The organism is Dorea ammoniilytica (assembly GCF_025567415.1).
Classification (GTDB): domain Bacteria; phylum Bacillota; class Clostridia; order Lachnospirales; family Lachnospiraceae; genus Claveliimonas; species Claveliimonas ammoniilytica.
The window spans coordinates 18062-31729 of sequence record NZ_JAOQJV010000017.1; the positions used below are offsets into that span (position 1 = coordinate 18062).

The 13668-nt window shown below is 45.1% G+C and carries 11 protein-coding genes; 1 reads left to right on the forward strand and 10 read right to left on the reverse strand.

The window, feature by feature from the left end; genetic code table 11:
* Window positions 1-34: 34 nt before the first annotated feature.
* The 6 genes from OCV65_RS10990 to dnaX all read right to left on the reverse strand — a co-directional run bounded on the left by OCV65_RS10990 (window position 35) and on the right by dnaX (window position 6585).
* Window positions 35-1900 carry an ATP-binding protein gene (locus OCV65_RS10990; protein WP_262582102.1) on the reverse strand — a complete coding sequence of 622 codons (1866 nt, stop codon included), beginning with the start codon at window positions 1898-1900 and terminating at the stop codon, window positions 35-37.
* A gap of 243 nt (window positions 1901-2143) precedes the next feature.
* A complete protein-coding gene (locus tag OCV65_RS10995) occupies window positions 2144-3082 on the reverse strand; it encodes a transketolase family protein (RefSeq protein ID WP_118452455.1) in 939 nt (312 codons plus the stop codon).
* On the reverse strand, window positions 3070-3906 hold the full coding sequence (locus OCV65_RS11000) for a transketolase (protein WP_262582103.1): 837 nt from the start codon (window positions 3904-3906) through the stop codon (window positions 3070-3072). Before OCV65_RS11000 ends, OCV65_RS10995 begins: the two co-directional genes overlap by 13 nt.
* Before the next feature lie 144 nt (window positions 3907-4050).
* Window positions 4051-4647, reverse strand: a complete 597-nt coding sequence (gene recR / locus OCV65_RS11005) for a recombination mediator RecR (protein ID WP_262582105.1) — start codon at window positions 4645-4647, stop codon at window positions 4051-4053.
* A gap of 2 nt (window positions 4648-4649) precedes the next feature.
* Window positions 4650-4997, reverse strand: a complete 348-nt coding sequence (locus tag OCV65_RS11010; RefSeq protein ID WP_118383099.1) for a YbaB/EbfC family nucleoid-associated protein — start codon at window positions 4995-4997, stop codon at window positions 4650-4652.
* 25 nt (window positions 4998-5022) lie between these two features.
* The gene (gene dnaX / locus OCV65_RS11015) at window positions 5023-6585 is read right to left on the reverse strand and encodes a DNA polymerase III subunit gamma/tau (protein ID WP_262582106.1); all 1563 of its coding nucleotides are present in this window, start codon (window positions 6583-6585) and stop codon (window positions 5023-5025) included.
* A 326-nt stretch (window positions 6586-6911) separates the two neighbouring features.
* Here dnaX and map point away from each other — a divergent pair, with 326 nt between their 5' ends.
* Window positions 6912-7721: a type I methionyl aminopeptidase gene (gene map, locus OCV65_RS11020; RefSeq protein ID WP_118383101.1), complete on the forward strand. Its 810-nt coding sequence runs from the start codon at window positions 6912-6914 to the stop codon at window positions 7719-7721.
* A gap of 38 nt (window positions 7722-7759) precedes the next feature.
* Here the strand turns inward: map and OCV65_RS11025 are convergent, their stop codons facing one another.
* Genes OCV65_RS11025 through tilS form a run of 4 tightly spaced genes read right to left on the reverse strand, consistent with a single transcriptional unit; the run spans window position 7760 to window position 13607 of the window.
* Window positions 7760-9802: an alpha-glycosidase gene (locus tag OCV65_RS11025; RefSeq protein WP_262582107.1), complete on the reverse strand. Its 2043-nt coding sequence runs from the start codon at window positions 9800-9802 to the stop codon at window positions 7760-7762.
* 21 nt (window positions 9803-9823) lie between these two features.
* Window positions 9824-11665 (reverse strand): ATP-dependent zinc metalloprotease FtsH, encoded by a 1842-nt coding sequence (gene ftsH, locus OCV65_RS11030; RefSeq protein WP_118383102.1) that lies wholly within the window; start codon window positions 11663-11665, stop codon window positions 9824-9826.
* A 15-nt stretch (window positions 11666-11680) separates the two neighbouring features.
* The gene (hpt, locus tag OCV65_RS11035) at window positions 11681-12208 is read right to left on the reverse strand and encodes a hypoxanthine phosphoribosyltransferase (RefSeq protein WP_262582108.1); all 528 of its coding nucleotides are present in this window, start codon (window positions 12206-12208) and stop codon (window positions 11681-11683) included.
* Window positions 12192-13607: a tRNA lysidine(34) synthetase TilS gene (tilS, locus tag OCV65_RS11040; RefSeq protein ID WP_262582109.1), complete on the reverse strand. Its 1416-nt coding sequence runs from the start codon at window positions 13605-13607 to the stop codon at window positions 12192-12194. The genes hpt and tilS overlap by 17 nt, the downstream gene beginning before the upstream one ends.
* Window positions 13608-13668: the final 61 nt, after the last annotated feature.

The following is a 13668-nucleotide window of genomic DNA, read 5'->3' on the forward strand; positions in this document are numbered from 1 at the left end:
AAAAATCTACTTTGATTTTACACATCCGTTTTATTTATCTGTTCGTCTTTACACTCACCCTTTTCCCGGAAAATGCAATTCCAAACTTCAATATATCTTTCATTCCATCGTTCTTCATATCAGCATCATATCTTCTATCATCAATCTGATCCAATGCTTCATCCGCAAGCACATCTAAAGATTCTATATCCATGTCTTTCTGCCATTTAAGTTCCATGATAATTCCCGGATATCTCGCTTCTCTCGGAAACATACTGATATCATATCTTCCATCTCCGGATTCCCGGTTTGATGTTATCTTATACTGATTATCCATCAATGCGATCAGTCCCAATACCAGACCGTGATAGAATCCTTCTGCCCCGGCATCATAAAAACTGATGGATTTATCCATGTACTCACCAATTGCCTTTTGAAGCTTACTGTGATCATTTGCAAAAAGACTTTCCGCGATCTTATTGGCTGTGGTTCTTGTAATAGCTCCGATCTGCAGCAAGTGTGACAGAATCTCCGTCTTATAGACTGCTGCAATCTCTCTGTTAGGAATCGATACCTCACACAGATACGAACCGTCCATCTGCAGTTCCTTTTTTGGTGTCTTCAAGTATCCAGCTACTAACAGCAGACTGTAAATATTAGCCGGATCTTCTGCGATCGATCTGTAGACTACATTCTGATCAATCCTCGCAACTACTTTTTCGCCTTGCAGGAGCGAATATAACTTCTCGGTTATATCGTCTGTGGCAATCTTTAATACGTCTTCCAGAATCTCATTCTTCCCGGTGTTCACCCAATATGCCTGTGGAATACATCCTCTGGAAATATAATTAATTACCGACCATGGATTATAAATATCTTCGTTACCAAATAAATATCCATCATACCATTCCCGAAGCTCCTTTTTCTTCTCAGACACTTTATAATATTCCAGCAGCGCCTGTACTTCCGTTTCAGTAAAGCCAAAATAATTATCATATTCCTCGTCCATCACAGAATTAACCGTCAAATTATTAAGACCGCTGAAAATACTTTCCTGTGCTATCCGAAGGATGCCAGTCAGAAAGCCATACGAAAGATTCTTATTATCCTTAAACGCTCCCGAGAAGAAATTGCGCATAAATCCTATAATCTCTTCATAGAAGTCCTTTGAATATCCCTCCTGAATCGGTGTGTCATACTCATCGATAATAATGATCGGTGCTCTGTTATAATAAGTACAAAGCATCTTGGACAGTCTTTCAAGAGATGCTGTCAGTTCTACTTCCCCCGCATTACCATTAAGAATCTTCAAAAAATATTCCTTTTCATATTCCACCAGTCTGTCACTGGTAAGCAGTTCCCGATGTCTTCCATATTCTTCCTGCAAGAGACCGCGGATCTTATCAAGCGTTGCTTCCCATGTGTCGAACTTCACATCCTTAAATGTAAGAAATATAACCGGATACTTCCCCTGATGCGCGCGATATTCCGCACCACATCTCCATATCTTTTTATCCACGAAATATTTCGCTGTATTCTCCTCTGAGATCTCAAAAAATACTCGGAGCATATCCATATTCAGAGTCTTGCCAAATCTCCTTGGTCGTGTGAACAATGACACTAACGGCTTCTGATCCAGGAATTCCTTAATCAGCAATGTCTTATCAACATAGTAATATTCTGATTGCGCACGCACATAATCCGAGATACCGATAGGAAGCGGCTTTATCTCTTCCTGCAATTCTCTTTTTATATACTTTCCTGAAGTGACTCTTTTATCTACAGGTCTGCTTGCATCGTCCGGTATCTTCCAGACACCTTTTTCCTTCATCACACCTGGTATCTTCCCAGTCTTGCACATGTTATTCACGGAACGGTCAGAAATCCCCCATTCTAATGCTTTCTCTTTACAGGTTTTCATGTCGGGCACCTCCCCACGCTTATATCGATAAGTATATTACTTTCTTCGAATATTATACTCCGTAATCCGCAAAATATCAATTTGTTTTGATATTTTGCGAATACAATATGCTTTTTGCAGAACAAAGAATGTGCCTTGGCACATTCTCGCGGAGCGGTTTTTACTTTACAGGAAAGCAATTTCCTGTAAAGCAAAAACGCCCCGGCTATTGCCGGGACGCCTGTCCTACATATCATATATCTCTTATACGAATGCTTTTACTTTCTCATAAATGCTGTCTGCATCTAAGCCATATTTCTTAACCAGTTCCGCTGCCGGACCAGACTCGCCGAATACATCGTTGATTCCGATTCTAAGCTGCTTTGTAGGCGCTTTCTCAGTAAGAACTTCTGCTACTGCTCCGCCAAGTCCACCGATTACAGAGTGCTCTTCTGCTGTAACAACCTTACCGGTCTTCTGAGCTGATGCAACGATCAGATCAGCATCGATAGGTTTGATTGTGTGGATGTTGATTACTTCTGCATCAATTCCATCTGCCGCAAGCTTCTCAGCTGCTTCCAGACAGTTAGCTACCAGGATACCTGTTGCGATAATTGTAACGTCTTTACCTTCTCTGAGGGTAACTCCTTTACCAATCTCGAACTTGTAATCCGGCTTGTCATTGATTACCGGAACTGCTGCACGACCAAATCTCATGTAAACAGGTCCCTCATATTCATATGCTGCGAATACAGCTGCTCTTGCCTCAACATCATCTGATGGGCAGATAACTGTCATTCCCGGAATTGTTCTCATAAGAGCAATATCCTCATTGCACTGATGTGTAGCACCGTCTTCACCTACTGTAATACCAGCATGTGTAGCACCGATCTTAACATTCAGGTGTGGATATCCGATGGAGTTACGTACCTGCTCAAATGCACGTCCTGCTGCGAACATTGCAAATGTACTTGCAAATGGTACTTTACCTGTAGTAGCAAGTCCTGCTGCCACACCCATCATATTAGCCTCTGCGATACCACAGTCGATATGACGCTCTGGGAAAGCTTTCATAAATACAGCTGTCTTAGTAGCGCCGGCAAGGTCAGCATCCAGCACTACGACGTCTGCATGCTCTTTACCAAGTTCTGCTAATGCATTACCGTAACTTTCTCTTGTTGCAATCTTCTTTACTTCTGACATATCGCTTCACCTACTTTCTTCAAATCTTCCATAGCGATAGCATACTGCTCATCGTTCGGAGCTGAACCATGCCATTTAGCCTGATTCTCCATAAAGGATACGCCCTTACCTTTTACAGTCTTGGCGATAATTGCTGTCGGCTGTCCTTTTGTCTCTCTTGCTTCCTTAAATGCAGCAGCAAGCTGATCAAAGTCATGTCCGTCTACATTAATCACATGGAAATTGAATGCCTCAAACTTCTTATCGATCGGGTATGGAGAATTAACCTTTGTGATCTCTCCATCGATCTGCAGGTTATTATTATCAACGATCACTACCAGGTTGTCCAGTTTCTTATGAGCTGCAAGCATAGATGCCTCCCATACCTGTCCTTCCTGAATCTCTCCATCTCCAAGGAGTGTGTATACACGATAGTCCTCTCCAGACAGCTTAGCTGAAAGAGCCATGCCGACTGCAACTGAGATTCCCTGTCCCAGAGAGCCTGAAGACATATCTACACCTGGAGTGTGCTGCATACATGGATGTCCCTGCAGATAAGATCCTACATGACGGAATGTCTTAAGATCTTCTACCGGAAAATATCCTCTCTGTGCCAGTACAGAATAGTAACCTGGAGTTGTGTGTCCTTTGGACAATACAAAACGGTCTCTGTCTGCTTTGTTAGGATCTTTTGGATCTACATTCATTTCTTCAAAATACAGATATGTGTAAATATCTGCTGCTGATAATGAACCACCCGGATGTCCGGATTTTGCGCTATGTACGGCCTCAATGATGCCTTTGCGTACTTCATTAGCAGTCTTCATCAATTCAACTTTGTTCATGAAAATTGCCTCCTATTATGTTTGCTTCCTTCTTAGTAACCCAAGTATTTTTATTATATCCACAAAAATAATATCGGTCAATAGATGTTCCAAAATCACCACATTTTATACAAATGTTCAGAACACATCTGTGTTTTATTTCACTTAGAGTTCTGTTCTGCCTTCCAGCGCGCGAAGCAATGTCACTTCATCGATATACTCCAGATCGCCTCCGACCGGCACCCCACTCGCGATCCTGCTGACCTTGATCCCGGTCGGCTTAATCAGCTTACTGATATACATCGCTGTTGTCTCGCCTTCCAGGCTGGAATTAGTCGCAATGATCACTTCGTTCACATCTTCCTGCAGACGCTGCATCAATTCCTTCAACTTAATATCTCCGGGACCGATACCAAGCATCGGCGAGATAGCTCCGTGAAGCACATGATAGACTCCTTCGTATTTGCCCGTCTTTTCATAAGCCGCCAGATCTCTGGTCGTCTCTACTACCATAATGGTCTTATGATCACGCTTGCTGTTGCGACAGATCGGGCAGAGTTCCTGATCCGTAAGTGTGTAACAGCAGCTGCAATATCTTACATTCTCTCTGGCGTCAACCATAGAATCTGCAAGCTCTTTCACCTGCTCTTTAGGCATATGGATCAGATGAAATGCCAGACGCTGCGCAGACTTCGGACCAATGCCCGGAAGTCTGGACAGTTCTTCGATCAGTTTCGAAATCTGACTACTATAATAATCCATAATTAAAACATTCCCGGCATATTCATGCCGCCTGTCAGCTTAGACATACTTCCTGCTGCAGCCTGATCTACCTGTGTCAACGCTTCATTGACAGCAGCTACGATCAAATCTTCTAACATCTCAACATCATCCGGATCTACTACTTCTTCGTCAAGCTTTACAGAAAGAAGCTGCTTTTTGCCAGATACCTTCACCTCTACTGCACCGCCTCCGGCTGTAGCCGTGTACTCTTTCGCTTCCATTTCTTTTGCCTGTTCTTCCATCTGGCGCTGCATCTTCTGCGCCTGTTTCATAAGATTTGCCATATTTCCAGGCATTGCTCCGCCTGGGAATCCACCACGTTTTGCCATGGTCTGTATCCTCCTTTAATCTCTGTTAGTCTTCAATGGTAATATCCATGTGAACCATTTTTTGTATATCCACAAAACTATCTTCAAAATGTCTGCCTTCTTCCACGTGGCGGACATCTATCTCCATAGTCTTGCCGATTTTTTCTTCAATGAGATGTATGATCTCTTCCTTGTGCTCCGGCTTCGCCACGAATCCGGCACTTACTTCATCCGGCAACACGATCAGCAGCCTGTCATTCTCACCTGCGCTGAGTCTTGCCTGTTTCAGATACTGCTTCAGCATCATCGACGCATTATCTGCGATACTGCGGAAGTTCTTTGCCACATTCCGGATATCTTCGGATAATGCCTTCGGAAGCTCCGGCTTCGGTCCGGCCGGCTTCTCTTCCATCGCTTCCCGGTACACAACCCGCTCTGTCTGCGGCGCAGAAAGTCCTTTTTCCACTTCTGCTTCCAATGCCCTTATTCTGGATAATAATGCATCTGGTCCACTCTCCATCTGCGGTCTGCACAGCTTGATAAATGTTACTTCCAACAGCACTCTCTTTTGCGATGAAAACTTCAACTGATTCGTCAGATCTGAGAAAATGCGGATATAGCGGATCAATTCATCCATCTCGATTAATTCCGCCTCTTCCTTCATCCTTACCAGATTCTCTGTCGAAACATCCAGCACATCTTCCATATTCTCCGAACTCTTCAACAGCAGAAGATTACGCAGATACCAGGTAAAATCAGCCGCAAGCTGCGACAGCTCCCGTCCCTGCATGATCAGCTCATCCAGTGTCTCAATCACGCCTTTTACATCTCTCGCCACAAGCTCTTTAAAAATGCGGCTGAACACATCCACATCTACCGCGCCAAGCACTTCCAGTACCCGGTCATAGGTCAGACGCTCTCCGATATAAAACGCCACACACTGATCCAGCAGACTCAGTGCATCACGCATGCCTCCGTCTGCCATTCTGGCAATGTAGCGGACTGCTTTGTCTTCTACATCCAAGTCTTCCTTCTCAATCAGTTCGTTCAATCTGTCACAGATAGTTTCAATCGAAATTCTCTTAAAATCATATCGCTGACACCGGCTCAGAATTGTAACCGGAATCTTATGTGCCTCTGTAGTCGCAAGTATAAAAATAACATACTCCGGCGGTTCTTCCAGTGTCTTCAGCAACGCATTGAACGCTCCCGCCGACAGCATATGCACCTCATCGATAATATAGACCTTATATCGGCCTTCCGTCGGACGATATGCTACCTCTTCACGGATCTCTCGGATATTATCCACGCCGTTATTAGACGCCGCATCGATCTCGATCACATTCATCGATGTGCCTGCTGCGATTGCCTTACACATCTCGCATTCTCCGCACGGACTTCCGTCCACCGGATGTTCACAGTTCACCGCTTTGGCAAATATCTTGGCAACCGTCGTCTTGCCGGTACCTCTTGTTCCACAGAACAGATATGCATGGCTGATCCTGCCTGTCCTGATCTGATTCTTTAATGTCTTAACAACCGCATCCTGTCCCTTCACATCCTCGAATTCAGTCGGTCGGAACTTGCGGTATAATGCTGTATAACCCATGTATCTAACTCCCTGTTGTAACCGTTCTGCTCCCCTGCACACATTCGCAAAACCGCACAATTTCGTGCTTTCTCGCTGCTTCGCAGCTAATTTTGCTCATGTGTGTTTGGGAACTCTATTCGAGTTCCCCTGAAATATGAAAAGCGGCTTCTTACCTGCAAGCACGACGCACCAGCTTTTCATATTTCAAAGGGGAGCTGAATCAGTTACTCCTTAATTTATAACATTTTATCAACGTCTGCCAAAAGCAAATCTATTATAGCATACCCCCCGGAATTGTGCTACAATAAACGATAGCGAGAATGGTAAAGGAGATGGACATATCCATGGATAGATTAGATATTAAGCTTTGGAATCTTGCATCCAAAGGACAGATCGTACCGGACAGAAGTTTACTCAAGACACCGGAACAGATCGCTGAGATCAGAAAGAGTGCAGATCTGAACACTGCTGTTCTTGATCACGTAGCAGCACACATCAAAGCAGGCATGTCAACTGCCGAGATTGATAAATTAGTATATGACTTTACAACCGAGCACGGTGGCATTCCGGCTCCACTGAACTATGAAGGATTCCCGAAGAGCGTATGCACTTCTATTAACAACGTAATCTGCCATGGTATTCCAAGCGAAGATGAGATTCTTCAGGATGGCGATATCATCAATGTAGATGTTTCCACTATATTAAATGGCTATTATTCTGATGCATCACGCATGTTCGCTATCGGCAATCTTGACGAACGCAGTGAGAAGATTATGCGTGTCACAAAAGAATGCGTAGAATTGGGATTAAAAGCAGCTAAGCCTTGGGGTCACCTGGGAGATATTGCTCATGCAATCAATTCCCATGCACAGGCGAATGGCTATTCTGTAGTAGAAGAGATCGGCGGACATGGTATCGGACTGGAATTCCACGAAGAACCTTTCGTCAGCTACGTTACCAAGAAAGGTACTGAGATGGTACTGGTACCGGGCATGATGTTCACCATCGAACCGATGATCAACGAAGGTACACCAGAGTTCTTCGTAGACGAAGACAATGGCTGGACTGTATATACCTTGGATGACGGTTTATCCGCACAGATCGAATACATGGTACTGGTAACCGAAAAAGGTGTAGAAGTACTGACCAAATAAATGACATTTAAAAGGCAGCCCAATGGGCTGCCTTTTTATCAGTATTCCATATTCTTAAGCACTAACACCGAGTACGCTCCCAGATTCACAACGACTTCTCCATCCTGGATCAGATATTCTTCGTGTTCTGTCGTATACCCATTTTCATAGCTGTAGATCAATCTCCGCATACTGCCTTTCTGCGGCAATTCTGCCTGCCACACCGGGATACACACCTGCTGCAGTTCATCACTGTTGTTCACCACCGTAACGATCTGCGCCTGGTCATCAAATCTGGCATACGCCAGCACATTATCTCCAGCCAGCAGCAATTTGATTGATCCAATGCGAAGTGTCGGATACTTACGGTGGATTGCGATCATGTCTCTGTGAAACGCGATCATCTCCTGATCTTCATGTCCCCACGGATAGGTCCTTCTGCTATCCGGATCAGTAAATCCACACACACCGGCTTCATCGCCATAGTATACGGTCGGCGCACCCACCCAGGTCATCTGGATCGCAACTGCTTCCCGCATAACCGCCGGGTTCACATTCTGCTCAGCATCTTCCGGTCGGAAAGCTCCGATTCGTCCCACCACATGATTGGTTCTGGTAAGGAATCTGGAATGATCGTGATTGGACAATTCATTCATAGCCACCTGCATGGACGAGTTCAGATAACTTGCCATGTTGTGCGCTACTGAATGACTGAAGGCATATCCATTGCCTCTAAGGTCAGCACGTTCTTCATCACTGTGCTTCTCCATACCGGTCAGGAACCAGGTCACCGGCTCCATAAATGCATCGTAATTCATAACCGAATCCCACTCTTCACCATCCAGCCATTCTGCCGGATCGCCATAATGTTCCGCAAGAATCAGCGCATCAGGATTCGCTTCCTTTACTGTCTTACGAAACTTCTTCCAAAATTCATGGTTATATTCGTTGCTGTGTCCCAGGTCTGCTGCCACATCCAGTCTCCAGCCATCTACATTATATGGCTCAGATACCCATTTTCTGGCAATATGCAGAATATACTTTTCCAAAGCTTCGGAATGTTCATAGTCTAATTTCGGCAGTGTATCATGTCCCCACCATCCGTCATAATTACCATTATACGGCCACTGTTCCGGACCTGCACCCCGGAAATCAAAGAATGTATGATATGGACTGTCCGCAGACACATAAGCACCCGGCTGATAACCGTCCTTCCCTTCGTAAATTTGTTCTCTGTCCATCCATTTATTAAAAGAACCACAATGATTAAACACGCCGTCCAGAATCACCTTCATACCTCTGCGATGAATCTCTGCCACTAACTGCGCAAAGAATTCATTGCTTGCTTCCAGATTTTCCCAGTTAGTTACACGGCTCTGGTAGCGGGTTGCGTGTCTGTTATCCAGATCACCTTCCGCCAGCACATCACCTGCGTCCTCCCTGATTACTCCAAAATGCGGATCAATATAATCATAATCCTGTATATCATATTTGTGATTAGACGGAGAGACAAAAAGCGGATTAAAATAAATAACTTCTACTCCCAGATCCTGCAGATAGTCCAGCTTATCCCAGACTCCCTGCAGATCACCTCCGTAAAAATTACGTACATCCATAGCTTCCGGATAATGATTCCAGTCATCGACCTTTCTTACTGGCTCGTGAATATAGGAATATTCCCGTTCCAGCACATCATTGGACGGATCACCGTTACAGAATCGGTCTGTAAAGATCTGATACATAACGGCACCTTTCGCCCAGTTCGGCGTTGTAAATCCCGGAGTAATCCGAAAGTCATACATCTCAATCCACTTATCAGTTACGCCAAAACGATTAAAATATACCACTTCATCTCCGGAAGTCACCCGAAAAGAATACTTCATCATATCTGTTCCGAGCTTCCAGCTGATCCGGTAATAGTCGAATACAGACCCCGTATCTGTCTTCTTCATTTCATAATAGTTGCCGTCCGTATACAGTTCCACACAGTCCACATCCGAAGCCGCAGTACGGAAGAGCAGATCTGTCGTCTCTTCCTTATTCGGCTCCGGGGGAATAACGTAGCTTCCTGTTCCGTCACAAAATAATGCATCTCTGTTCATAACATCTCTCGCCACACAATTCTAATCTTCTGATATCTCCACACCCTCAAACAGTGCTTCAAATTCTTCTCTTGTAATCTTCTCTTTTTCTATAAGAAGCTTCGCACATGCATCCAGTTCATCATGATACTTACGAATAATGTACTGTCCACGCTGATAACAGGTATCGATAATACTTCGGATCTCTCTGTCAATCTCACCAGCCACTTCTTCACCGTAACCTCTTCCGGTATGCGCCAGATCACGTCCGATAAATACTTCATCACCGTCATTATCGTAATTGATCAGGCCAAGCTTCTCAGACATACCAAACTTCGTCACCATAGATTTGGCTGTTGCAGTCGCCTGTTTAATATCCTGTGATGCGCCGGTTGTAATGTCTCCGAAGATTTCTTCTTCTGCGATACGTCCGCCAAGTGCAACCGTAATATCCTGAAGCATACTGCCCCGTGTCTCAAACATATTATCCTGATCCGGCAGCGGCATCGTATAGCCGGCCGCACCCATTCCCGTAGGAATAATGGATACGCTGTATACCGGTCCCACATCCGGCAACACGTGGAACAGGATCGCATGCCCTGCTTCATGATATGCAGTAATCTTCTTTTCTTTCTCAGAGATTACTTTACTCTTCTTCTCCGCTCCAATACCCACTTTGACAAATGCCTGGCGGATATCAGCCTGGCGGATATACATACGATTCTCTTTTGCTGCTGTAATCGCAGCTTCATTCATCAGATTCTCCAGATCCGCTCCGGTAAATCCTGCTGTCGTCTGTGCGATCTGCGTCAGATCCACATCATCACCAAGCGGCTTGCCCTTGGCATGCACCTTCAGGATCTCTTCTCTTCCCTTTACATCCGGACGTCCAACGCCCACTTTACGGTCAAATCTTCCCGGTCGCAGAATTGCAGGATCCAGAATATCCACACGGTTAGTCGCAGACATTACGATAATACCTTCGTTCACACCGAATCCGTCCATCTCCACCAGCAACTGGTTCAGTGTCTGTTCACGTTCATCATGTCCGCCGCCCATGCCGGTACCACGTCGTCTTGCCACCGCATCAATCTCATCGATGAAAATGATACAAGGTGCATTCTTCTTGGCTTCTTCAAACAGATCTCTCACTCGCGAAGCACCGACACCGACAAACATTTCCACAAAATCAGATCCGGAAATGCTGAAGAATGGTACACCCGCCTCACCTGCGACTGCTTTGGCAAGAAGCGTCTTACCTGTTCCCGGAGGTCCTACTAACAGGACACCCTTTGGGATACGAGCTCCCACCTGGATATATTTCTTCGGATTCTTTAAGAAATCTACGATCTCTTCCAATTCTTCTTTTTCTTCCTGAAGCCCTGCAACATTTTCAAATGTCACACTTTTTCCGCCTGTATGAAGCTTTGCTCTGCTTCTGCCAAAGTTCATTGCTTTATTATTGGCTCCATTCTGACGGTTCATCATGTAGAACAACAGCAGAATACCACCAATCATAATGACCGATGGAAGCAGAGACGTCACCATCCAGTTCTCTTCCGGCACATCCTCCAACTGATATTCCACATTCTGTTCATCCAGATAATTACAGATTTCTTTGACATCTGCTACATTTAACTGCCATTCATTACCGGAATCATCACCTTTTTTGTTCAATTCTACATGTCCGGTCGGAACATCCCGGTTCTGCACGACCGTCACATCCACTGCATTGCCCTCTTCCACCAGAGAACGAAATTCGCTGTAACTCAGTTCCCGCTCCTTCTGTTCTATCTGATTGGTAAACCAAAGCGCACCAAAGAGGATCACAATCAACATCAGAAATGTGATACCACCCGCTCCACGTCTTTTATTATTCTCCAAATCTGTATATTCCTCCTACTCTACACCTTCCACAACACCAATAAACGGAAGATTTCTATATTTCTGTGCATAATCCAGACCATATCCTACTACAAATTCGTCCGGAATGTTAAATCCTGTGTAGTCTACATCCACCATCTTGACACGTCTGTCCGGCTTATCCAACAGTGTGCACAGACGCATGCTCGCCGGCTTTCTCTCCTGTAATACTTTCATCAGGTAAGACAATGTTCTTCCTGAATCAATGATATCCTCTACGATCAGTACGTCTTTGCCTTCCAGCGGTTCATCCAGATCCTTTGCAATTCGTACCACACCGCTCGACTTCGTATCATCTCCATAGCTTGATACGCTCATAAAGTCCATGCTGACTGGAACGGTAATTCTCTTTGCCAGTTCACACATAAAAAATACTCCGCCCTTCAGTACACAGATCATATGCACATCTTTCCCTGCATAATCTTTGCTGATCAGCTCGCCGAGTTCTCTGATTCTTTTATCTACTTCTTCTTCAGATACTAATACTTTAATATGCTCTGCCATCTTCTTTTCCTCCGTAATCTTCTACTTGAATCTCCAGGATCCTCTTTGTATGTTCTGTTACCTGGTATTTCTGATTCTGTCTGTATCCTATGATCCACAGGATCTCCTGTCCCGCTGCAATCAGCGGTATCTGGTCTCGCTGCCCCTTTGGAATCTTTGCATTGATCAGATAGTTCTTCAGCTTCTGCGTATGTCCCTGCGCATCAATCTGCAGATAATCTCCTGGTCTGCGTCCTCGTAAGACAACGTTACTCTGTATTATATCATAATCAAACCATTTCGTGTAGAGTCGTTCCTCAAATGCATCCGGGATTTTTTCGAAGGTAAATACCCGCAGGTGCACGCCTTCCTCCGTCTGACGGTCAAATGCCTCCTTGCCAGGCCTGCAGAGCAGCACTTCTGACAACTTTCCCTCGCATTCTTTTACTACATTTTTTCCATTTCCCCATCGTTCCATTTCTGACTTCTTTTTTCGGATCCATATCGTATCATATTCCCGCACGGCTTCCAGTCCGTAAGGGAGCATCACACGCCTTCCGCTCTGCCTGTCACAGAGTTCTGCCACGTTTTTCACATGAACAGACTCAATATCCTTCTCTCTCCCTGCCGCTGCTGCGATCACCCGGCGAATCAGGTATGGATGCAGTGCCTTGTCCTCTTCCTGAAATGGTTCCAGCGCGATCTGATATCCTATATCCGAATCTTTCACACACGCATTCCACAGCTTATCCGTCTGACGGTCCAGATAGCCTGCTGCCTGTTCCATCTGCTCTGCATATTCCTGCATATGCTCGACCGTTTTCCGGTTCACATGACTCTCCAGATATGGAATCACATGATTCCTGATACGGTTGCGGGTATACGCATCCTCCAGATTCGTATTGTCTGTCTGATATCCTGTACGCTGTTTCCGAAGATATTCCTCAATCTCACTTCTGCGCACGGCAAGAAGCGGTCGGATATAGTTGCTATTGACCGGTCGGATTCCTGCCATGCCTTTCATGCCGGTACCTCGTGCCAGGTTCAAGAGCATCGTCTCCGCATTATCATCCATATGATGAGCAAGTGCGATCTTCGTGCCATTATAAGCATCCATTGCCTGACGATACGCTGCCCGGCGCACCTCACGTCCGGCTTCTTCCTCCGACAGTTTGTACTGCTCTGCATAGGCTTTTACATCTTCCCGCACACACAGGATCGGAATATCCATTTTTTCACAGAGATTCCGTACAAATATTTCATCTGCATCCGCATCCTTGCCCCGCAGGCAGTGATTCACATGCACGACTGCCAGTCCAAATTCCCATTCTTTTTTCAGCTTTTCCAGAAGCAGAAGAAGGCATACCGAATCAGCTCCTCCGGATACGCCTGCGATCACCACATCTTCTTTTTCTATCATACTATATCTGCGTATATACGTTTTTATCTTCTCATACATAGCTTTTCCTTTCCATAACAGC

Bases quoted from the DNA above. Each gene is read 5' to 3' on its own strand.
- OCV65_RS10990 (WP_262582102.1), bottom strand. From the start codon at position 1,900: ATGAAAACCTGTAAAGAGAAAGCATTAGAATGGGGGATTTCTGACCGT.
- OCV65_RS10995 (WP_118452455.1), bottom strand. From the start codon at position 3,082: ATGTCAGAAGTAAAGAAGATTGCAACAAGAGAAAGTTACGGTAATGCA.
- OCV65_RS11000 (WP_262582103.1), bottom strand. From the start codon at position 3,906: ATGAACAAAGTTGAATTGATGAAGACTGCTAATGAAGTACGCAAAGGC.
- recR (WP_262582105.1), bottom strand. From the start codon at position 4,647: ATGGATTATTATAGTAGTCAGATTTCGAAACTGATCGAAGAACTGTCC.
- OCV65_RS11010 (WP_118383099.1), bottom strand. From the start codon at position 4,997: ATGGCAAAACGTGGTGGATTCCCAGGCGGAGCAATGCCTGGAAATATG.
- dnaX (WP_262582106.1), bottom strand. From the start codon at position 6,585: ATGGGTTATACAGCATTATACCGCAAGTTCCGACCGACTGAATTCGAG.
- map (WP_118383101.1), top strand. From the start codon at position 6,912: ATGGATAGATTAGATATTAAGCTTTGGAATCTTGCATCCAAAGGACAG.
- OCV65_RS11025 (WP_262582107.1), bottom strand. From the start codon at position 9,802: ATGAACAGAGATGCATTATTTTGTGACGGAACAGGAAGCTACGTTATT.
- hpt (WP_262582108.1), bottom strand. From the start codon at position 12,208: ATGGCAGAGCATATTAAAGTATTAGTATCTGAAGAAGAAGTAGATAAA.
- tilS (WP_262582109.1), bottom strand. From the start codon at position 13,607: ATGATAGAAAAAGAAGATGTGGTGATCGCAGGCGTATCCGGAGGAGCT.